This is a genomic window from Telluria mixta (genome assembly GCF_029223865.1).
Lineage (GTDB): Bacteria > Pseudomonadota > Gammaproteobacteria > Burkholderiales > Burkholderiaceae_D > Telluria > Telluria mixta.
Map to the genome: position 1 here is coordinate 3,082,989 of NZ_CP119520.1, position 20,872 is coordinate 3,103,860.

16 protein-coding genes are annotated in these 20,872 nt (G+C 65.2%); 7 read left to right on the top strand and 9 right to left on the bottom strand.

The genetic code is table 11. From position 1 onward, the window contains the following. Positions 1 to 28: 28 nt before the first annotated feature. From P0M04_RS13805 to P0M04_RS13820, 4 genes are all read right to left on the bottom strand, one after another. Entirely contained in the window at positions 29 to 2,017 is a 1,989-nt protein-coding gene (locus P0M04_RS13805) for a TonB-dependent receptor (RefSeq protein WP_259449829.1), read from the bottom strand. After that, the gene (locus tag P0M04_RS13810) at positions 2,017 to 2,502 is read right to left on the bottom strand and encodes a DUF6702 family protein (RefSeq protein ID WP_259449830.1); all 486 of its coding nucleotides are present in this window, start codon (positions 2,500 to 2,502) and stop codon (positions 2,017 to 2,019) included. Before P0M04_RS13810 ends, P0M04_RS13805 begins: the two co-directional genes overlap by 1 nt. Continuing rightward, on the bottom strand, positions 2,499 to 4,832 hold the full coding sequence (locus tag P0M04_RS13815) for a M1 family metallopeptidase (protein WP_259449831.1): 2,334 nt from the start codon (positions 4,830 to 4,832) through the stop codon (positions 2,499 to 2,501). Before P0M04_RS13815 ends, P0M04_RS13810 begins: the two co-directional genes overlap by 4 nt. Positions 4,833 to 4,902: 70 nt before the next feature. Next, positions 4,903 to 7,263 carry a M1 family metallopeptidase gene (locus P0M04_RS13820; RefSeq protein ID WP_259449832.1) on the bottom strand — a complete coding sequence of 787 codons (2,361 nt, stop codon included), beginning with the start codon at positions 7,261 to 7,263 and terminating at the stop codon, positions 4,903 to 4,905. 379 nt (positions 7,264 to 7,642) lie between these two features. Between P0M04_RS13820 and P0M04_RS13825 the strand changes: the two genes are divergently transcribed. After that, positions 7,643 to 8,848, top strand: coding sequence for a GGDEF domain-containing protein (locus tag P0M04_RS13825; RefSeq protein WP_259449833.1), 1,206 nt, complete (start codon positions 7,643 to 7,645; stop codon positions 8,846 to 8,848). 14 nt (positions 8,849 to 8,862) lie between these two features. On the opposite strand, the gene P0M04_RS13830 is transcribed toward P0M04_RS13825, so the two are convergent. From P0M04_RS13830 to P0M04_RS13850, 5 genes are all read right to left on the bottom strand, one after another. Next, positions 8,863 to 10,137: a glucan 1,4-alpha-maltotetraohydrolase domain-containing protein gene (locus P0M04_RS13830; RefSeq protein WP_259449834.1), complete on the bottom strand. Its 1,275-nt coding sequence runs from the start codon at positions 10,135 to 10,137 to the stop codon at positions 8,863 to 8,865. 187 nt (positions 10,138 to 10,324) lie between these two features. Then, positions 10,325 to 11,188 carry an NmrA family NAD(P)-binding protein gene (locus P0M04_RS13835; protein WP_259449835.1) on the bottom strand — a complete coding sequence of 288 codons (864 nt, stop codon included), beginning with the start codon at positions 11,186 to 11,188 and terminating at the stop codon, positions 10,325 to 10,327. 62 nt (positions 11,189 to 11,250) lie between these two features. Next, on the bottom strand, positions 11,251 to 11,811 hold the full coding sequence (locus tag P0M04_RS13840; protein WP_259449836.1) for a helix-turn-helix domain-containing protein: 561 nt from the start codon (positions 11,809 to 11,811) through the stop codon (positions 11,251 to 11,253). 2 nt (positions 11,812 to 11,813) lie between these two features. After that, positions 11,814 to 13,094: a type II toxin-antitoxin system HipA family toxin gene (locus tag P0M04_RS13845; protein ID WP_259449837.1), complete on the bottom strand. Its 1,281-nt coding sequence runs from the start codon at positions 13,092 to 13,094 to the stop codon at positions 11,814 to 11,816. 49 nt (positions 13,095 to 13,143) lie between these two features. Further along, positions 13,144 to 13,983 carry a phytanoyl-CoA dioxygenase family protein gene (locus P0M04_RS13850; RefSeq protein ID WP_259449838.1) on the bottom strand — a complete coding sequence of 280 codons (840 nt, stop codon included), beginning with the start codon at positions 13,981 to 13,983 and terminating at the stop codon, positions 13,144 to 13,146. Positions 13,984 to 14,134: 151 nt separating this feature from the next. Here P0M04_RS13850 and P0M04_RS13855 point away from each other — a divergent pair, with 151 nt between their 5' ends. The 6 genes from P0M04_RS13855 to urtE all read left to right on the top strand — a co-directional run bounded on the left by P0M04_RS13855 (position 14,135) and on the right by urtE (position 20,871). Continuing rightward, a complete protein-coding gene (locus P0M04_RS13855; protein WP_259449839.1) occupies positions 14,135 to 15,244 on the top strand; it encodes a porin in 1,110 nt (369 codons plus the stop codon). A gap of 28 nt (positions 15,245 to 15,272) precedes the next feature. Beyond that, positions 15,273 to 16,529, top strand: coding sequence for an urea ABC transporter substrate-binding protein (gene urtA / locus P0M04_RS13860; protein ID WP_259449840.1), 1,257 nt, complete (start codon positions 15,273 to 15,275; stop codon positions 16,527 to 16,529). A 148-nt stretch (positions 16,530 to 16,677) separates the two neighbouring features. Beyond that, on the top strand, positions 16,678 to 18,264 hold the full coding sequence (gene urtB, locus P0M04_RS13865; protein ID WP_259449841.1) for an urea ABC transporter permease subunit UrtB: 1,587 nt from the start codon (positions 16,678 to 16,680) through the stop codon (positions 18,262 to 18,264). Further along, positions 18,261 to 19,385, top strand: coding sequence for an urea ABC transporter permease subunit UrtC (urtC, locus tag P0M04_RS13870; RefSeq protein WP_259449842.1), 1,125 nt, complete (start codon positions 18,261 to 18,263; stop codon positions 19,383 to 19,385). Before urtB ends, urtC begins: the two co-directional genes overlap by 4 nt. Then, positions 19,382 to 20,170, top strand: coding sequence for an urea ABC transporter ATP-binding protein UrtD (gene urtD, locus P0M04_RS13875; protein ID WP_259449843.1), 789 nt, complete (start codon positions 19,382 to 19,384; stop codon positions 20,168 to 20,170). The genes urtC and urtD overlap by 4 nt, the downstream gene beginning before the upstream one ends. Before the next feature lie 2 nt (positions 20,171 to 20,172). Then, complete coding sequence (gene urtE / locus P0M04_RS13880; RefSeq protein WP_259449844.1) at positions 20,173 to 20,871, top strand: urea ABC transporter ATP-binding subunit UrtE; 699 nt, start codon at positions 20,173 to 20,175, stop codon at positions 20,869 to 20,871. Position 20,872 lies beyond the last annotated feature (1 nt).

Here is a 20,872-nt window from a genome sequence, read left to right on the forward strand (position 1 = left end):
CACTTTTTGTGCGCGGCCGTGCCGGCCATCACCAGTTCCTGACGAGCGTCAGCCGGAACGAACGCGCTTCGATCGGGTGGAAGTGCACGTCCTCGCGCGGCGCCGCTTCGCCTTTCAGCTGCGACGCATAGTAGTAGTCGATGGCCGATGCGCGGCGGTTCGTGAGATTGAACCCTTCCAGCTCCAGCCGCAGGTCGCGGCTCACGCGGTAGCCGAGGCGGCCGTTCAGGGTCGTGCTGGCGCGCGAGCGCACGCTGTCGTCTTCGACAAGCGGCCGCGGCCCGAAGTACCGCAGGCGCAGCGCGCCTTCCCACGGCCCGACCTGGCTCACCGTCAGCGCGAGCTGGGCGACGCCCTCGATCGCTTCCGGAATGCGGTCCTGCCCGGGCGCGACGCCGCGCGAGCGCGCATGCGCGTAGGCGGCATCGAAGTCGACCGACAACCATTTATACGGTTTATAGTAATTCGAGAACTCGATGCCGATGCGGCGGCTGGGCGGTCCGGCCTCGGTCGTGCCCTCGTCGCCGACGTAGGTCAGCTCGGAATCGAAGTCCAGGCGGTACAGCGAGATCGCGGATTGCATTTTCGGAATCGCTTCGGTGCGCAGGCCTAGCTCCATGCCGCGCGAGCGCACGAGGCCCGGCGCCGTCAAGGTGGCGCGCGCATCGTTGCTGTGGAAGCCCTCACCATAGTTCATGTAGAACTCGGTCTGGCGCCACGGGCCGAACACGACGTTGGCGGACGGGCTGGCCAGCGAATCGCTGCTGTCCACGCCACTGGTGCGCACGCGGAAGCGGTAGTCGTCCGCACGCAGGCCCACGGTCGAGCGCAGCCACGGGGTCCAGCGCGTGGCGTTCTCGATGAAGGCACCAAGGCTCGTCTCGACGATGTGATCCGCACGCGTCACCGACAAGGTCCTGCGCGCGGCCGTGCGATACAGGCCGTTGAAGACATTGTCGTTCTGCGCCTCCATGCCGACGGTGATGTCCGACGTCGACGTCTCGCCCTGGTGTACGTGCCAGCTGTGCGTGGCGTTGACGCCGCCCGTCACGCGCCGGTCCGGCTGGGCGAACTGGTCGCCGTTCACCGGGTCGTTCATGAAGTAGGTGAAGTCGGACCACAGGTCGAGCTGGTTGCGGATGACGTAGGCGCTCACCTTCGACGCCGAGTCCTGGCCCGTGCGGCGCCATACGCCGGAAAGGCTGAAGCGCTTCGCTTCTCCACCGTCCGTCGTGTCGATCGCGTCGAAGCGGTCCAGCAGGCCGGCGGCCACGGCGCGCTCGGGAATCTGGTCCGTCGCATTCCAGCGGCCCCGGTACGCCATCGCCGTCACGCTCCACCCGTTGTTCGCATAGCCGCGGCTGTAGCGCAGCACGCCGTTCAGCTTCTGGTAATCGTTCGGGTGCGTGTACGGGCCGTCGTTGTGCAGGGCTTCCAGCGCATACGTCAGCACGCCGTCGTCGATCTCCTTCGATGCGGCCAGCGTCGTGCGCGCATGGCCGTCCTGGCCGATGCCGACGGTGGCCACGTTGCGCGCGAGGCGGTTCGCGTAGGTGATAGCTGCGCTGCCGGCCGACGCGAAATCGCCTTCGCGTGCCGAGTACGGGCCCTTCTTGTAGTCCAGGCGCGCCGTCAGTTCCGGGATCAGGAAGTTCAGGTCCGTCCAGCCCTGGCCGTGCGCGTGGCTGCGCTGGTTGACGGGCATGTCGTCCAGGTACGTGGCCAGGTCCGTGCCGTGGTCCAGGTTGAAGCCGCGCAGGAAGAACTGGTTCGCCTTGCCTTCGCCGCTGTGCTGGCTGACGATCAGGCCCGGCGCCGCTTCCAGCAGTTCGCCGGGACGGTACACGGTGCGCATCGCCAGTTCCTTCTGGTTGACGGTGCCTGCACTGGCGGCATCCGCGATGCCCAGCTGGCTCGTGCGCGCGCCTTCGACGAGCACGCGCTGGATCACGGGATCGTCCGCCCATGCGCAGGCAGGCACGAACAGCGTGGCGAGCAGCAGGGCGATCTTGCGCATCAGCGGACGGGGAGTTCGGTGCGGCTGCTGGTAAAGCCGAACGTGCGCACGCTGCCGTTCGCCGTCAGGTTCACGGTGTTCTGCTGGTCGGGCAGGAAGTCGCTCAGCACGGCGTCGTGGATCGTCTCGATCTTCGACACGGGTGTGCGCACGGCTTCCTGGAACACGACGACGCTGTCCGTGTCGACCGTCAAGCCCACCCAGTTCAAGGGCAGGCGGCGGCCGTCCTTGTCGGCCAGCCAGAACTGCTTTTCCACGTACTTGCGCAGCACGGCCCGGTCGTCCGGGTCGGACAGGTCGAACTGGCGCTGGTACAGTTCCGTGAGCAGCGCCTCGACGTCGTGCGCCATGTACGTGTGCACGACTTCCGTGCTGCCCGTGCGCTCGTTGTAGCTGATGTCGGTGATGCCGGCGTGGAAGCGGTGCGCGGAGGCGTGGATGCATACGCACGCGCACAGCAGCACCAGGATGCGGCGCAGCTTCACTTGTCCACCTTTTTCAATTTCTCGTTGAGGTCTCTCATCAGGTTGTCCTTGTCACGCTGGGTCTTGTACAGCTCCAGCCGCGACGGCACTGCCTTGCGTGGCCAGCTGTTGTTGCTGGTGTCCGTGTCCGCCGTTTCCCAGTACGGGTCCTGCGTCAGCGCGACCATCGGTTCATCCGTGACGATCAGCTTCGTGATCTTCTTCGGGCTGTAGCGCCACACTTCGGCCGGAATCCGCTCGACGTATTTCTTGCCGCTCGCGAGCGTGATCTCGAGGATGAGCGGCGTCACGAGCCCGCCGACGTTGCCGAAGTCGACGAGGTACAGATGTTTGCCTTCCTTGAGCAGCGCCTTTTCCCAGTCTTCCAGGTCGCCCAGCGCCTCATTGTACGTGTTGCGGTCGCGGTTCGTGACGGTGAACTGGTCGTGCTCGTTGTAGAAGTCCTTCAGTTCCGGACGGGAGTCCACGCGGCGCGGCAGGGTGCCCTGGTTGCGCTGGTCCGTGATCGAGATCGGTTCAAGGTCATGCTGTGCCTTCTTCCACGCCTTTTCGATTTCCGGATCCTTCGTGCCGACCGTGTATTCGCTGATGCCGTCCACGCTCACGTCGACGTTGTCCGTCGTGTAGAACCAGCCGCGCCAGAACCAGTCGAGGTCCGTGCCGGACGCGTCTTCCATCGTGCGGAAGAAATCGGCCGGTGTGGGGCGCTTGAATTTCCAGCGCTGCGCATACTCTCGGAAAGCGAAGTCGAACAGCTCGCGGCCGAGGATCGTCTCGCGCAGGACGTTCAGCGCCGTCGCGGGCTTCGCGTACGCGTTGTTGCCGCGCTGCGTGACGGATTCCGAGTTCGTCATAACGGGCACCTGGTTGCGGCTCTTCATGTAGTCGACGATGTTGCGCGCTTCGCCGCGGCGCGACGGGTAGTGCTCTTCCCACGCCTGCTCGGCCAGGAATTGCATGAACGAGTTCAGGCCCTCGTCCATCCACGTCCACTGGCGTTCGTCCGAGTTGACGATCATTGGGAAGTAGTTGTGGCCCACCTCGTGGATGATCACGCTGATCAGGCCATACTTCGTGTTCTTCGAATATGTCAGTTCACCCGTTTTCTTGTCCTTCACGGGCCGGCCGCCGTTGAACGAGATCATCGGGTATTCCATGCCGCCCACCGGACCGTTCACGGAGATCGCGACGGGGTACGGATAGTCGAACGCGTACCTGTTGTACTCGGCGATCGTGTGGATGATGGCCTGCGTGGAGTACTGCTCCCACAGCGGGTTGCCTTCCTTCGGGTAGAACGACATGGCCAGCACGTTCGTCCCGTTCTTTTTAAAACCCTGCGCGTCCCAGATGAATTTGCGGCTCGATGCCCACGCGAAGTCGCGCACGTTGGCCGCCTTGAAGCGCCATGTCGTCGTCGTCGCGGCCCTTTGCTTCTCGTTCGCCGCCGCTTCCTGCTGCGTGACGATGACGACGGGTTTGTCGGCCGTGCGCGCCCGCGCGAGGCGGTCGCGCTGGGTGGCAGTCAGCACGGCGCCGGCGTTCTGCAACTCGCCCGTCGCGGCGACGATATGGTCGGCGGGCACGGTCAGTTCGACGTCGTAGTCGCCGAATTCCAGCGTGAACTCGCCGTCGCCCACGTACTGCTTGTTCTGCCAGCCGTGCGCGTCGTAGTACGCGGCCATGCGCGGGAACCACTGGGCGATCTCGAACAGGTCGTTCTTGTCTTCCTTGTCGAAGCGCTCGAAGCCCATGCGGCGTCCGAGCACGGTCGTCTCGGGCACGTTGAAGCTCCACGCGATGTCGAACGCAACGCGTGCGCCGGGTTTCAGCGGCTCGGCCAGGTCGATGCGCATCATCGTCTTGTTGACCGTGGTGCGCAGCGGGCGGCCGTTGCGGTCCGTCACGGAGGTGATGTCGAAGCCGCCCTGGAACTTCGCGCTCTCGACGAGGAAGCGGGCCGATTCGAACGGCGTACCGCCCGACCGCCACGCCTCGCGCGACGGGTAACTGGCGATGCGGCGGTTGTCGGAATCGGCGCGGAACATGTTCTGGTCCAGCTGCACCCACAGGTACGCCAGCGTGTCCGGCGAGTTGTTGTGGTACGTGATCGTCTCCGAACCGGTGACGGCGCGCTTCGCTTCGTCCAGCGTGGCGCGGATGCGGTAGTCGGCGCGCTGCTGCCAGTACGCGCGGCCAGGCGCGCCGGACGCGGTGCGGGTGTCGGTGGGCGTGGGAAGCAGTTCGTCCAGCTGGCGGAATTTGTCGTCGAAGGTCTGGGCGTGGGTGGCCGAGGCGAGGACGAGCAGGGCGATGGTGGTCAGGCGTTTCATGTCGGTGTCTAAAGTGAAAACGGCAACGGCACCTCGTGGGCGCCGTTGCCGAGGGCAGACGTAGGGCGTGTTATTCCGCCTTGTCGTCCTTGGTCTTCAGTTTTTCGTTGAAGTCCCTCATGAGGTTGTCCTTGTCATGCTCGGTCTTGTACAACTCCAGGCGCGACGGGGTCGCCTTGCGCGGCCAGCTGTTGTTGCTGGTGTCCGTGTCGGCGGTCTCCCAATTCGGATCCTGCGTCAGCGCGACCATCGGCTCGTCCGTGATGATCAGCTTCGTGATCTTCTTCGGCGTGTAGCGCCACACCTCGGCCGGGATGCGCTCGACGTACTTCTTCCCGCTTTGCAGAGTGATCTCCAGCACGAGCGGCGTCACGAGGCCACCGAGGTTGCTGAAGTCGACGAGGTACAGATGCTTGCCTTCCTTGAGCAGGTTCTTCTCCCAGTCTTCCAGCTCGCCGATCGCTTCGTTGTACTTGTTGCGGTCGCGGTTCGTGACCGTGAACTCGTCATGCTCGTTATAGAAATCCTTCAGCTCCGGCTCGGAGTCCACGCGGCGCGGCAAGGTGCCCTTGTTGCGCTGGTCCGTGATCGAGATCGGTTCCGCCTCGCGCTGCGCCTTCTTCCACGCCTTTTCGATTGCCGGGTCCTTCGTGCCGACCGTGTATTCGCTGATGCCGTCGACGCTGACGTCCACGTGGTCCGTCGTGTAGAACCAGCCGCGCCAGAACCAGTCGAGGTCCGTGCCCGACGCGTCTTCCATCGTGCGGAAGAAGTCGGACGGCGTCGGGCGCTTGAACTTCCAGCGCTGCGCGTATTCACGGAACGCGAAGTCGAACAGCTCGCGGCCCAGCACCGTCTCGCGCAGGACGATCAGCGCGGCCGTCGGTTTCGCGTACGCGTTGTAGCCGAGGGCGGCGATGGATTCCGAGTTCGTCATGATGGGCACCTGGTTGGTGCTCTTCATGTAGTCGACGATGGCGCGCGGTTCGCCGCGCGACTGCGGGTAGTGCTCTTCCCACGCCTGTTCGGCCAGGTATTGCAGGAAGCTGTTCAGGCCCTCGTCCATCCACGTCCACTGGCGCTCGTCCGAGTTGACGATCATCGGGAAGTAGTTGTGGCCCACTTCGTGGATCACGACGCCGATCAGGCCATACTTGGTGCGGCTGGAGTACGTGAGCTCGCCCGTCTTCTTGTCCTTGGTCGGACGCGGGCCGTTAAAGCAGATCATCGGGTATTCCATGCCGCCGACCGGACCGTTCACGGAAATCGCGACAGGATACGGATAGTCGAACGAATACTTGTTGTACTCGGCGATCGTGTGGATCACGGCGGCCGTCGAGTATTTTTCCCACAACGGGTTGCCTTCCTTCGGGTAGAACGACTGCGCCAGCACGTTGGTCGCGTCCTTCTTGAAGCCTTGCGCGTCCCAGATGAACTTGCGGCTCGACGCCCATGCGAAATCGCGCACGTTTTTCGCGCGGAAGCGCCACGTCTTCGTGCCGCTGGCGCGGGTCTTTTCGCGCGCCTCGGCCTCGGCCTGCGTCGCGATGATCACGGGCTTCGTCGCCGTGCGTGCCTGCTCCAGGCGTTGGCGCTGCGCGGCGGTCAGCACGTCGCCCGGGTTCTGCAGCTCGCCCGTGCTGGCCACGATGTGGTCGGCGGGGACGGTGAGCTGCACGTCGTAGTCGCCGAATTCCAAGGTGAATTCGCCCGTGCCGAGGAATTGCTTGTGCTGCCAGCCCGTCACGTCGTAGTACGCGGCCATGCGCGGGAACCACTGGGCGATCTCGAACAGGTCGTTCTTGTCCTCGTCGAATTTTTCGTAGCCGGAGCGGCCGCCGAGCACCTTCTGCTCGTTGATGTTGTAGCTCCAGTCGATCGAGAACGCGACCTTCGCGCCCGGTTTCAGGGGCTGCGGCAGGTCGATGCGCATCATCGTGCGGTTGATGACGACGTGCAGCGGACGACCGATGGAGTCCTTTACGGCGGCGATGTTAAAACCGCCGTCGAACGTGCTCTTTTCCAGCACGGAGCGCAGCGCGTCGAATTTATAGCCGTCTTCCGGCCCGCGCGCCTTGGCCCAGGCGTCGCGCGAGGGGACGGTGGCCGTCATGCGCGCGTCGGAATCGCGCTTGTAAATGTTCTGGTCGAGCTGGACCCACAGGTAGGACAGCGTGTCGGGCGAATTGTTGTGATACGTGATCGTCTCGGTGCCGCTGATCGCGCGCTTGCCTTCGTCCAGCGTGGCGCGGATCGCATAGTCGGCGCGCTGCTGCCAGTAGGCGTGTCCCGGGGCGCCGGAGGCGGTGCGGATCGTCGTCGGGGTGGGCAGCAATTCGTCGAGCTGGCGGAACTTGTCGTCGAAAGGTTCCGCCGCGATTGCCCCCAAGCTGAGGCATAGCGCCGCCAGGCCGATCGGGAAACGTATCATATTTACCCTGCATTCATGGTTGAAAGAAGGAAAATATTCTAGTCTTGGCGTTCAGCCATTTCCTTATTTGATGTGTAACAAGACTGATACATACGGATGGGCGTGGCGCGTGCGATACGGTCGGACATGCGGACACAGGATCGGACACTGAGCGGACACCGCGGGCGGACACCATCAAGGTTCTCGTTGAAATTCTGGACGGCGATCGACTGGCCGGCAGGCATCAGGCTATCACAGCCGCCAGAAGGCCCGTTTCCCTTGCTTGTAAGTACAGAAACTTTCGGATTGCGACAATTGGTGAGATTTGCATATAGACAAGAGTCTTATACTTAAGGAATTATCTATACAGGTTAGCGGCGTACGGCTGGCCAGGGGACGGATGGACGCTTTCACACTCATCGTGGCCGCCGCGCTGGCGGCATTGACCATGGCGGCCAGCATGGGGCTGTTGTACCTCGCCAGCGCGCGCCAGGCCTGTCTCGTCGACTGGACGGTCGCCGCCGCACTGTTCGCCCTGAGCAACGGGCTGGGCGCCATCGGCCTGCACCAGCAGGCGAGCCCCATCCTGTTCATCGCCTGCGTCAACGCGCTCCACATCGGCGGCCACTTCGGCATGCTGGCCGGCGTGCGGCGCCACCTCCACCTGGCGCCGGGCTGGCACTGGGGTGTCGTCCTGATGGCCGGCCTGCTGGCGGCGCACGGGTTGCTGGCCGTGCGCGAGGCGCCGCTGTACCGGCTCGTGCTGTTCACACCCTTCGTCGGCGCGCTCAACCTCGGTGCCGCGTGGCTGCTGTGGCGCCGGAGCGAGCGCGAGGCGCGCGCGGCGCACCTGCCGCTGATCGTGCTGCAGGTTCTGTCCGCGCTGCAGCAGGCTGCGCGCGTCGCGATTATGCTCGCGTACGACGGCCACCCGCCGGGCTTCCTGGGCGGCGATTTCTTCCGCACGTCGGGCGCGCTGGCGATGCTCGCGTACATGTCGCTGGCGACGATGTGCTGTGCGCTGATCGTGAGCCACCAGCAGACGCTGGCGCTGCGCCGCGCCTCGCTGACGGACGTGCTGACCGGCTGGCTGAACCGGCGCGCGCTGCACGATATCGCCACGCGCGACTTCCGCCGCTGCCGCCGCACCGGTTCGGCCATGTACTTCATCACGTTCGACATCGACCACTTCAAGCCCATCAACGACCGCTACGGCCACGGCGTGGGCGACGCGGCGATCTGCCACGTGACGGCGCTCTCGGCGCGCGTGCTGCGCGGGTATGACGCAGTGTTCCGCATCGGCGGCGAGGAATTCGCGGTGCTGGTCGTCGGCGAACACGCGGGGAACGTGTGCGCCATGGCCGAACGCCTGCGCGAGGCGGTGGTCGCGGCGCCGCTGACCGTCGAGGGGAAGCCGGTCGCGATGACCGTCAGCGTGGGCGTGGCAGCGCTGGATGCGCACGACCACAAATGGGAAGAGATCCTGCGCCGCGCGGACGAGGCGCTGTACCACGCCAAGCAGAACGGCCGCAACCGCGTCAGCGTGCATGGCCGCGACGTCGCGGGCCGCGGCCAGGTGACGCGGTTGCAGGCGGTGGGTGCCTGAGCCGCGTCTTCTGTTTACTTCATCCAGACTGCGTAGTTGTTGCCCGACGTCTGCAGGGTCCAGCCGGCGCCCGGGCTCCAGCTGTTCGGGCCGATCTTCATCGCCAGCTGGTGCGTGGTGCCGGTGATGATGGCTGCGTACAGGCCCTGCGTGGCCTGCTGGATGGCGACGGCCGACGTCGAATTCACGCCCGCATTCTTACGCGCCGCCATCAGCGCCGCGATCTGCGTCTTGAGGTTCCAGTTGTAGATGTGCGGGTAGAACACGGTCGGGATGCCCGGATGCGACAGGATGTAGGCATAGCCTTCCAGTACCGAGCCGCACGGCACGGCCCACAGGTTCTGGCCGGTGCCGCAGCTTTCGGCCGGGCCGGTGTCGTGGTTGTCGACGAACGTCACCGACATCGCCGGCCACCAGCCGATGGCGCCCTGCGGCTTGCCGTCGGTCGCCTTCAGGCGCCAGTAATTGCCGTTGGCGAGGGCGTCGTTGAGGATGCCCTTGGTCGTGAAGTCGAACGCGCCGCAGCTGTTGCTGGTGCCGTTGATCCAGTCCATGATCGCCTGGCGGTTCGCGTTCAGGTTGTTCAGGTCGAACGAATCCGGCCACATCTCGCCGACGCAGAAATCGGACGCGAACGCGTTCGAATACTGGCCCACGTAGTTGGCGCCGAAGCCCTTCACGTAGTCGAAGCGCAGGCCCGAGAAGCCCACCGGCTTCAGCGTGTAGTTGAGCCAGTTGATGATGCCGTTCTGGACTTCGCCGACGTTCTTGTGATCGAGATCGCGCGCGGCGGAATAGCCCGTGCCCGTGTCGGCATTGCCGAGGCCGCAGTTGCACTCGTCGCCGTTGACGATGGAATAAGTGGTCCAGTTCGGATTCGTGAAGTCGGACCAGCCCGTGCTGCCCACGCGGTGGTTGACGACGACGTCGACGATCGACTTGACGCCCTTGCTCTTGAATGCGCTCACGACGTTCGTCAGCTCGGCCGCGCTGCCGTACTTGGAATCGAGCTTGTTCAGCTGGCGCGGCAGGTAGCCTTCCTTGGCCGCCGAATCCGACGGCGGCGGGAACCACACGTGCGTGAAGCCCATGGCGCTGATGTCGCCGACGTTGTTCAGCAGGGCGTTGTACCAGTCCGGGCCGGCGTAATTGGCCGAGTTCCAGTGGAAGCCCTGCAGGACGACGGCCGTGCTGCTGCCGGCCTGCTGGACGGGTGTGGCGGCCCCTGCCGAGGCCATGGACGTGATCATGCCCGCTGCCAGCAGGGCGGCGATGGTGCTCTTCTTCATGCTTCTCCTCCGATGTGATACGGGTAAGGTCCCGGCCGGCAACGGAGGTCGTGCAAAAGTCCGTTGCTCAGCTAGGTACTTTTACTACGTATCGAGCGATCATTCTGTGGTGTTTTCTTGCCCGACGGGGGAGATTGTTAGCCATGCGTATTTCTATGTCAATCCAATTCGCATGAAGTGTGTAGTTTTAATACTTGCGATTTGAGCTTGCGCAAATGAAATCTTCCAGCGTCGTTGATCCGCGGACGGGGTCGTCCGGCCACCGGTCCTGCTCGTCCAGCACGGTCCCGGTCATGCACACATAGCTGCGCGCCGCTTCCGCCGAGAAGCCGAGCTGGCGGAACGTTTGCTCCCAGGCGTGGCGCGGGATGACCTCGACGTCGACGGGCCGGTCGAGCGCCTGCGCGAAGGCGTCGGCGACGTCGCGCAGCGTGTAGCGGCGTGGCCCTTCGATGTAGATGGTGTCCGTCCGGTCCTCAGGTTCCATCAGCCGCTGCGCGGCGGCTTCGCCCAGGTCATGCGGTGCGACCATCGGGATCGCGGCATCGGCCGGAAAGAAGCTCGGCAGCTTGCCGCGATGGCGCACCGTGTCGAGCATCTCGGTCCAGTTGCTCATGTAGTAGGCGCCGCGGTTGACCGCGACGGGCACGGCCTGCGCCTTGAGCTTCTCTTCGAATTCGAACAGCACGGTCAGGTCGCCGCACGGCTCGCCGGCGCGAGCGCCGAAGGTTGAAATCGCGACCGCCTTGCGCAGTCCGGAACCCGTCACCGCGTCGACGATGGCGGCGGCATTCGCGCGCTCGACGGCATCCGTGTCCGTGAACGGCGCGGCCGGTGGATTCAGCAGCAGCGCGGTCGTGCCCGTGCGCAAGATGGCACGCAGAGCTTGGACATCGCGCACGTCCGCGACGGCGACCTTCGCGCCGGCATCCCGCAGCCCGGCCGCATGGCCGGCATTGCGCGTGACGACGGTGACGGGCTCGCCGCGGCGCAGCAGCGCGCGGGCCGTGGCCGAGCCGACGTGGCCGGTGCCTCCGATGATGATATGCATGAGCTTCTCCTTTCGTGTCCGGCGAAAGGGAAGATTTTACAAAGTGTTCCTGACAGTTTTTGTCAGGAGGCGCGCGGTTTTCTTTTTGTACGGCTGCGAGTTTCGCTTACTGCTGTATTCTCGGGAGCCTTGGTCGATGCCGGCGCCGGGTCGAGCGTAGTTTTCCGTGCCTTGTGCGCCTGACTCAATGCGTTCAGTTCTGCGTCGATCTGCTTAGCGGCCATGCGAACGATGTCATCTAAACGCTCCTGGATGACCTTGCGTATGACCTCCGGGGCGTCCGCGTCATCGTTCCCGTTGCGCATGCGGTCCTTGTCGGGCTGCGGCTGCTCGTCAGCATGCAGCTCGCGTTGGATCGGAACGAACGCCACTTCCAGGCCAAAGAACTGTCCGATCCGGTTCATCGTCGCCACGGTGGGGTTTGCCTGGCCAAGCTCGATCGCCTTGATCACCCGCGCGCTCACTCCGCGATGGCGCGCGAATTCTTCCTGCGTCATGCCAGCAATCGCGCGCATTTCGCGCACCCCTTCGGTGAGCGACAGCCTGGCCGCAGCGGCGGATTCCAGCATCCGGTTACGCCGCTCGCGGGCCTCTGCCTTATCCAACGGTTTTTTTTTGCTCATGACTATCTCAGTGCCAGAAGTTGGGTGCGTTGCGCTTCGATGCTGGGCGTGACGAAATCGACGATGTCATTATCGACGCCCACCTCGCGCATGCATCCGGAGAGGGTCGTCAATTGTTCGCCGAACCGTACCAACGCCTCGACAACCTGTGCACGCTCCTGATCGGGCAGGGACAACTGCACCAGGATGTCTGACCAGTTTTTCAGTTCCTTGCGGCTGTCCGGATGGTACCAGCGCGCCGAGCGCGTAATGCCTTCGGGGTCCAGGTACATCGGCGCGAAATCGAACAGCGGCGTGAGGCGCGTGACACCGTCGACGGTCTGCACGGCCGTATTGCGCGCATGGTTGTCCGTGTTGCGCATTGCGAGGTTGAGCACGTCGCGCCGGATGAACTCGATGGTCTCGGCAAGCGGCACGTCGACCACGCTTCGAATCGCGTTCACCAACTCGAACTGGTCGGCCTGGGTGCCGAAGCCAGCCAGGCCCGCGATCGACGCGACGCTCTCCTGATGGAAACGCTGTACCCGGCCATCGCGGGCGCGACGATCGAAGCGCGGGATGAACAGCATGTCGGCGTGCAGGACAGGTATGTCGAAGCTACGGATGCCGAAGCGCCGCGCGACTTCCATGTAGCGGGCTTCATTGCGCAGGACCTTGCGATCGGCGTCCGAGGGGCCGCGTGGCCGCTTGATGATGTAGTGGCGTTGGGCCTGGTCGTCGGGCAGGGCCGCGTCGGGATGCCATTTGCCGTCATGCCCTCGAGTCAGCAGATATTTGGGGGCGACACCTTGCACGCCTGTGCCGCCCGCGGCCAGCATGCCGTGCACCATCATCATTTCGTAAAAGTCGGGCGAGCGCGCCAGCAACTCGTCGAAGGTGAAGCCGTCCGCAGCGAGTTCATGTCGCTCGACATGCTGTTCGTAGTAGTGGACGGCTTCCCGGATGCGCAAGCGCCCGATCGGATTGAAGGCGCCGGCGCACAGCAACGGCAGGTCGGATGCCTGGGCGTCGGGAAGTTTCAGATGGTCGAGCAGAAACCTGCGTCCGTTACCTTGCGGCACAAGATCATAGAGAAAGGTGGGCCAGGTCTTGCGAACGTGACGGTCCGCATCTACCGGGATCACGAGCGACACCGGCGCCGGTGCATCGCCGAAGGCGTAGGGCAGATCGTACTCGAACACACAATCGTTGGGCCGGAAGCCATTGCGCACTACGTCGGAAAAGCTTGCGTGCGCGGCTTCCAGCCACTGGCCTTCGTGAAATATCTCGATGTGACAATCCATGCCCGGCTTATTGTTCTAAAAGTGCATTAAAAGATACTGGAGAAGTATATCAGTCGAAGCCCCGTACCGGGAAACCAGCATCCCGCTGTATCCAGTTACGCGGCGAATACGCGGTCCTTGCATCCGTCACGTGCAAGGTGAACGCATGCCGCGACACCGCCGAGCGATTGGGCGCGCTGTAGTGCGGCAGCAGTCCATGGAAGCAGACGAGGTCGCCGGCCTTCGCTTCCAGCGGGACGGCCGTGCTGTCGTCCGGCCACGGCGTGCTGTCCAGCTTTTCCATCGTGATCGCATCGCCGTCGCGGAGAAAACGCTCGCGCAGCGGGCCGCGGTGGCCGCCCGGCTCGACCCACAGGCAGCCGTTGTCGATGGTCGCGTCTTCCAGCGCGAACCAGAACGTCGTCACGCTGATCGGCGTGGAATCGAAGAACGTCGCGTCCTGGTGCCAGCGCACTTCGCCGCCGATGCCCGGCTGTTTGAAAATGTACATGGACTGCCAGATCTGCGGCTGCTCCAGGCCCAGGTCGCGCGCGACGGCCGCCAGCTTCGCGTCGTGCGTGAACTCTTCGAACACGGGGTCGAGGTCGTGCATGGCGTGGCCGATCTTGTTGATCGACAGCGCCTTGGCCTGCTTCAGCTGGCCGTCCGGGCCGAAGGCTTCCTCTTCGAAGAAGCAGCGGATCGTGTTGTCCGAGCCGAGGAACCAGGCGTCGCTGGCTTTGGCCTGGTCGCGCGTGGTGAAGATGGCGCGCGATTCCGCCGGATCGAACGCATCGACGATGTCGCCGGCGCGGGCGCGCAGGCGCGCGATCTCATCTGCAGATTTGAAATTCGGGATGACGATGAAGCCGTCGCGCTGGTACCGGTCGCGTTGTTCGGGAGTGAGCATGATGTCCTTTCGAAGTCACCTATACATCTTACGACAATGCATCTTACGACAATGCTGTGCCGCAAACGCGACTACGTAACCTGACGTATGTTCCTGCCGCCTCCCGCTGGCGATGATGTCCACAAGACAACCACCCAACGAGAGGACAAGAATGACGTCACTAGGGAACAAGGCAGCGGTGCTGGCCCTGATCGGGATCGCGGGAAGCTTTGCCGCACTGGAGGCACGGGCCGGCGCGACCGTGAACATCGGGCCGGACCAGTCGGTCAGCGTGGGCTTCGGCATGCGCACCAGCTATACCAACGCCGAACACGGTGCGCCCGACGGCTCGCGGTCGAACGACTTCAACCTGGACAGCGCGCGCATCTACCTGGGCGCCTCGCTGAACAAGCAGATCAAGGGCATGTTCAACACGGAGTGGGATGGCGACAAGATCCGCGTGCTGGACGCCGCCGGCCAGTTCGCGATTTCTCCCGAACTGAACGTCTGGGCCGGGCGCCTGCTGTCACCGAGCGACCGCGCCAACATGGCCGGACCGTACTACTCGCTGGGCGGCGGCTACTGGGCCGGCGTGGCGTCGCGCTATGGCTACAACGGCGGCATCTTCCGCGGCCGCGACGACGGTGCCGTCGTGTGGGGCAACCTGCTGGACGGGAAACTGGGCTATTCCGTCGGTGCGTTCGAGGGCCACACGTTCGGCATCGGTTCGCTCACGCAGAACGAGGCGAAGGCCGCCGGCATCAAGGCATCCGACAAGCCGATGGTCGCGGGCCGCCTGCAGTACGACTTCTGGGACGCGGAGCCTGGCTACTACGGCACCGGCAACTACCTGGGCACGAAGGACATCCTCGCGATCGGCATCGCCGCGCGCAGCCAGAAGGACGGCGTGCTGACACCTGCTGCCATCGGCGACTACCGCTCCTGGAACGTCGACTTCCTGCTCGAAAAACGTCTGCCGGGCGCGGGTGCCGTGTCGCTGGAAGGCGCCTGGTACGACTACGACACGGACAACGTCGTCAAGGCCGAACAGGGCAGGGCATGGCTGGTGGGCGTGGGCTACATCGTCGACCGCCTGCAGCCGTTCGCGCGCTACCAGAAGTTCGCGGCCGATACCGGCATCGACACGCGCCAGGGCGACGTCGGCGTCAACTACATCATCGACGGCTACAACGCCCAGCTGGCGGCGCTGTATTCGCGCACGAAGGTGACGAACGCGCCCAACCAGTCGAAGTTCGCCGTCACCCTCCAGCTCCAGTACTGATCAACCCATCACATTCGCGAGGCTCACCATGTCCAACCGCCGCAATTTCGTTTCGTCCCTCACCCGCGTGGCCGCCGGCGCCGCCCTGCTCGCGAGCGGGCTGTCCGCCCACGCCGCCGACACCATCAAGGTCGGCATCCTGCACTCGCTGTCCGGCACGATGGCGATTTCCGAGACGTCGCTGAAGGACGTCGCCCTGATGGCCATCGACGAGATCAACGCCAAGGGCGGGGTCCTCGGCAAGAAGATCGAGCCCGTCGTCGTCGATCCGGCGTCGAACTGGCCGCTGTTCGCGGAAAAGGCGCGCCAGCTGATCGCGAAGGATCACGTGACCGCCATCTTCGGCTGCTGGACGTCGGTGTCGCGCAAGTCGGTGCTGCCCGTCGTGAAGGAGCTCAACGGCCTGCTGTACTACCCCGTGCAGTACGAGGGCGAGGAACTCGAGAAGAACGTGTTCTACACGGGCGCGGCGCCGAACCAGCAGGCGATTCCCGCCGTCGAATACCTGATGAGCAAGGACGGCGGCGCCGCCAAGCGCTTCGTGCTGCTCGGGACCGACTACGTCTACCCGCGCACGACGAACAAGATCCTGCGCGCCTACCTGCATAGCAAGGGCGTGAAGGACGCCGACATCAAGGAGCTGTACACGCCGTTCGGCCACGCCGACTACCAGACCATCGTCGCCGACATCAAGAAGTTCTCGGCCGGCGGCAAGACGGCCGTCATCTCGACCATCAACGGCGACTCCAACGTCCCGTTCTACAAGGAGCTGGGCAACGCGGGGCTGAAGGCGACGGACGTGCCGGTGGTGGCGTTCTCCGTCGGCGAGGAAGAGCTGCGCGGCGTCGACACCAAGCCGCTGATCGGCCACCTGGCGGCCTGGAATTACTTCGAATCCGTCAAGAACCCGACCAACGCGGACTTCGTCAAGAAGTGGAAGGCGTACGCCGCGGCCAAGCGCCTGCCGAACGCCGCCACGGCCGTCACCAACGACCCGATGGAAGCGACGTATGTCGGCATCCACATGTGGGCGCAGGCCGTCGAGAAGGCGAAATCGACCGACACCGACAAGGTGATCGCGGCGATGGGCGGCCAGAGCTACAAGGCGCCGTCCGGCTACACGCTCGTGATGGACCCGACCAACCATCACCTGCACAAGCCGGTGATGATCGGCGAGATCAAGGGCGACGGCCAGTTCTCCGTCGTCTGGAAGAGCAAGGAAGCGATCCGCGCGCAGCCGTGGAGCCCGTATATCAAGGGGAATGAGGGCAAGCAGAACCTGTAAAACACCGTCGTCCCCGCGAAAGCGGGGACCCATGCTGAATTACCGAAGTCGTTCGATGAATACTGTTTGCATCAATGAACGGATTCTTTTTGCTCAGTATGGATTCCCGCCTGCGCGGGAATGACGCACTGATTCGACTGGATACGCCATGAAGCCTCTCTTCAAAAACCTCCTGGCCACATTGTCTCTGTGCCTGCCCCTGCTGGCCAACGCCGCCCTCGACCCGGCACTGCTGCAGCCGCTCGCCGGCGACGACCCCGACGCCCGTGTCGCCGCCGTGGCCCGCATCGCCGCCACGGGCGGCAGCGACGCACGCCAGGTGCTGCAGGCGCTGCTCGACGACGCCCTGGTCGCGACGCCGGCCGGCCAGGTCCTGATCGTCCGCGACGACCAGGCCATCGACGCCGCCACCGGCAAGGCGCTGCCCGTGCCCGACGGGGCGGACGGCGTCGTCGTCAACAACCGCCTGCGCGGCGCCGTGCAGGCCGCGCTGTCCGGCCTGGCGCTGCTCGCGCCGGCGCGCGACGAACGGCTGGCGGCCGTACACTCCCTGCAGGCGCAGGACGCCGACCCGGCCCAGGCCCCGCTGCTGCGCCAGGCACTCGCGCGCGAGACCGACACGGACATCAAGGCGCAGCTCGCGCAGCTGGTCGCGCGCGCCGACCTGGAGTCGTCCGATCCGGCCACGCGCCTCGCCGCCGTGACCGCGCTGGCGGACAGCGGCGACGCAGCGCTGCGTCCGCAATTGCAGGCGATGCTGACGGAGGAGCCGGACGCCGCGCTGCGCGCCGCCGCGGGCGCGACCCTGCGCGCGATCGACGGCCGCGTCGCCCGCAACGAGGTGATCGGCAACCTGTTCTACGGCGTCTCGCTGGGCAGCGTGCTGCTGCTGGCGGCGCTGGGCCTGGCCATCACGTTCGGCCTGATGGGCATCATCAACATGGCGCACGGCGAGCTCCTGATGATCGGCGCGTACACGACCTATGTGTGCCAGTCGCTGTTCCGCCACTACCTGCCCGGCGCGGCCGACTGGTACCTGGTGGCCGCGCTGCCGGCCGCGTTTCTCGTCGCGTTTGCCGTCGGCGTCGTGCTGGAGCGCAGCGTGATCCGCTGGCTCTACGGCCGCCCGCTGGAGACGCTGCTGGCCACATGGGGCATCAGCCTGATGCTCATGCAGGCCGTGCGCACCGTGTTCGGCGCGCAGAACGTCGAGGTGGCGAATCCGGCGTGGATGTCGGGTGGCGTCACCGTGCTCGGGTCGCTCGTGCTGCCGTACAACCGCATCGCCATCATCGTCTTCGCCGCGCTCGTCGTGGCGGCCGTGTGGCTCGTGCTGAACAGGACGCGCCTCGGCCTGTTCGTGCGCGCCGTGATGCAGAACCGGCGCATGGCCGATTGCGTGGGCGTACCCACCGGACGCATCGACATGATGACGTTCGGCCTCGGCTCCGGCATCGCGGGCCTCGGCGGCGTCGCGCTGTCGCAGCTGGGGAACGTCGGACCGGACCTCGGCCAGTCGTACATCGTCGATTCGTTCATGGTCGTCGTGCTGGGCGGTGTGGGCCAGCTGGCGGGGACGGTGCTCGGCGCATTGGGCCTCGGTGAGATCAACAAGTTCCTGGAGCCGGTCGCGGGCGCCGTCATGGCCAAGATTTGCATCCTCGTCGTCATCATCGTGTTCATCCAGCGCCGGCCGCAGGGCCTGTTCGCGCTGAAGGGAAGGAGCGTCGAATGAATCGCACGTCATCCCTGTTCTCGCGCCGCGCGTGGGCAGTCCTCGCCGCGTGCACGCTGGCGGCGGCGCTGCTGCCGGTGCTGCACCTGGCGTTCCCGGACGGCCATCCGCTGCACGTCTCCGGCTACGCGGTCGGCCTCGTCGGGAAGTTCATGTGCTACGCGCTGGCGGCGCTGGCGCTGGACCTCGTGTGGGGCTACACCGGCATCCTGTCGCTGGGTCACGGCCTGTTCTTCGCGCTGGGCGCCTACGCGCACGGCATGTACCTGATGCGCGCCATCGGCCGCGACGGCAGCTACGGCAGCGTGCTGCCCGACTTCATGGTCTTCCTGGACTGGAAGGACTACCCGTGGTACTGGGCGTTCACGGATCACTTCTGGTATTGCATGCTGCTCGTCGTGCTGGTGCCGGGCCTCGTCGCTTTCGTGTTCGGCTGGTTCGCATTCCGCTCGCGCATCAAGGGCGTGTACTTCTCGATCATCACGCAGGCGCTGACATACGCCGCGATGCTGCTGTTCTTCCGCAACGACACGGGCTTCGGCGGCAACAACGGCTTCACCGACTTCCGGCGCATCCTCGGCCAGTCGATCACAGCGCCCGGCACACGCGTCGCGCTGTATCTCGCCACGCTGGCGCTGCTCGTCGGCGCGCTGCTGCTGTGCCGCTGGATCGTGCGCTCGAAGCTGGGCCGCGTGCTGCAGGGCGTGCGCGACGCGGAATCGCGCCTGATGTTCATCGGCTACGACCCGCTCGCGTTCAAGCTGTTCGTGTGGACCCTGTCCGCCGTGCTGTGCGCCGTCGCGGGCGCGCTGTACGTGCCGCAGGTCGGCATCATCAATCCGTCCGAGATGTCGCCGGCGAATTCGATCGAGATGGTGGTGTGGGTGGCGATCGGCGGACGCGGCACGCTGGTCGGCCCGATCGTCGGCGCGTTCGCGGTGAACGGGCTGAAAAGCTGGTTCACGGCCGCGTTCCCCGACCTGTGGCTGTTCGCCCTCGGCCTGCTGTTCATCCTGGTCACGCTGTTCATGCGGCGCGGGATCCTGGGCACGCTGCCCGCCATCGCACGCTTCCTGCCGGGCCGCCGGCCGGTCGTGGCCACCAAGGAGGAAGCGGCATGAGCCTCGACATGAGCATCAAGCCGGAGGGCGTCGACACGCGCCACGGCGCCATCCTGTACCTGGACGACGTCACCGTGTCGTTCGACGGCTTCCGGGCGCTGAACAAGCTCACGCTGGACATCTCCGTGGGCGAGCTGCGCTGCATCATCGGCCCGAACGGCGCCGGCAAGACGACGATGATGGACGTCATCACGGGCAAGACCCGGCCGACGTCCGGCAGCGCGTTCTTCGGCCAGACGTTCGACCTGGCGCGGATGACGGAATACGAGATCGCCCACGCCGGCATCGGCCGCAAGTTCCAGCGCCCGACCGTGTTCGAGCAGCACACCGTGTTCGAGAACCTGGAGCTGGCGATGAAGATGGACAAGCGCGTGCGGCCGACGCTGTTCGCGCGGCTGTCGTCCGAACAGGAAGACCGCATCGGCGCGATCCTGCGCCTGATCCGCCTGCACGGCCACGAAGACCGGCCGGCCGGGCTGCTGTCGCACGGGCAGAAGCAATGGCTGGAGATCGGCATGCTCCTGATGCAGGAGCCGCAGCTGATCCTGCTGGACGAACCGGTGGCCGGCATGTCCGACGCCGAGACGGCGCGCACGGCGGAGCTGCTGAACGAGTTGCGCGGCAAGCACTCGATCATGGTCGTCGAGCACGACATGGGATTCGTGGCCGAGATCGCGCAACAGGGCAAGGTCACGGTGCTGCACGAAGGGTCCGTACTGGCGGAAGGCCGCATGGACGACGTGCAGGCCGACGACCGCGTCATCGAAGTCTACCTGGGGAGGTAAGCATGCTGCAGGTCGAACACCTGAACCAGTACTACGGTTCGTCGCATACGCTGCGCGGCGTGTCGCTGGCGGTGGAGAAGGGACAGTGCATGGCGCTGCTGGGCCGCAACGGCGTGGGCAAGACCACGCTCCTGAAATGCCTGATGGGCGTACTGCCCGTCGCGCGCGGCACCGTCACGTGGAACGGGCGCGACATCACGCGTTATAAACCGCACCGCCGCGCGCAGGCCGGCATCGCGTACGTGCCGCAGGGCCGCGACATCTTCGCGCGCCTGACGGTCGAGGAAAACCTCATGATGGGCATGGCCACCTTGCCGCGGCGCGAGGCGGCGCGGATCAGCGGGGAGGTCTACGAACTGTTCCCCGTCCTGAAGGAGATGCTGGGCCGGCGCGGCGGCGACCTGTCGGGCGGCCAGCAACAGCAGCTGGCGATCGCCCGCGCACTGCTGCAGCGCCCGCAGCTGATCATTCTCGACGAGCCGACCGAAGGCATCCAGCCATCCATCATCAAGGATATCGAGCGCGTGATCCGGCTGCTGCGCGAGCGCGGGGACATCGGCATCCTGCTGTGCGAGCAGTATTTCGATTTCGCGCGTGCGCTGGCCGACAAGTTCGTCGTGCTGTCGCGCGGGGAAGTCGTGGCCAGCGGCGGGGCCCACGAGATGGACGGGGAGCACGTCCGGCGCCACCTCGCCGTGTGAT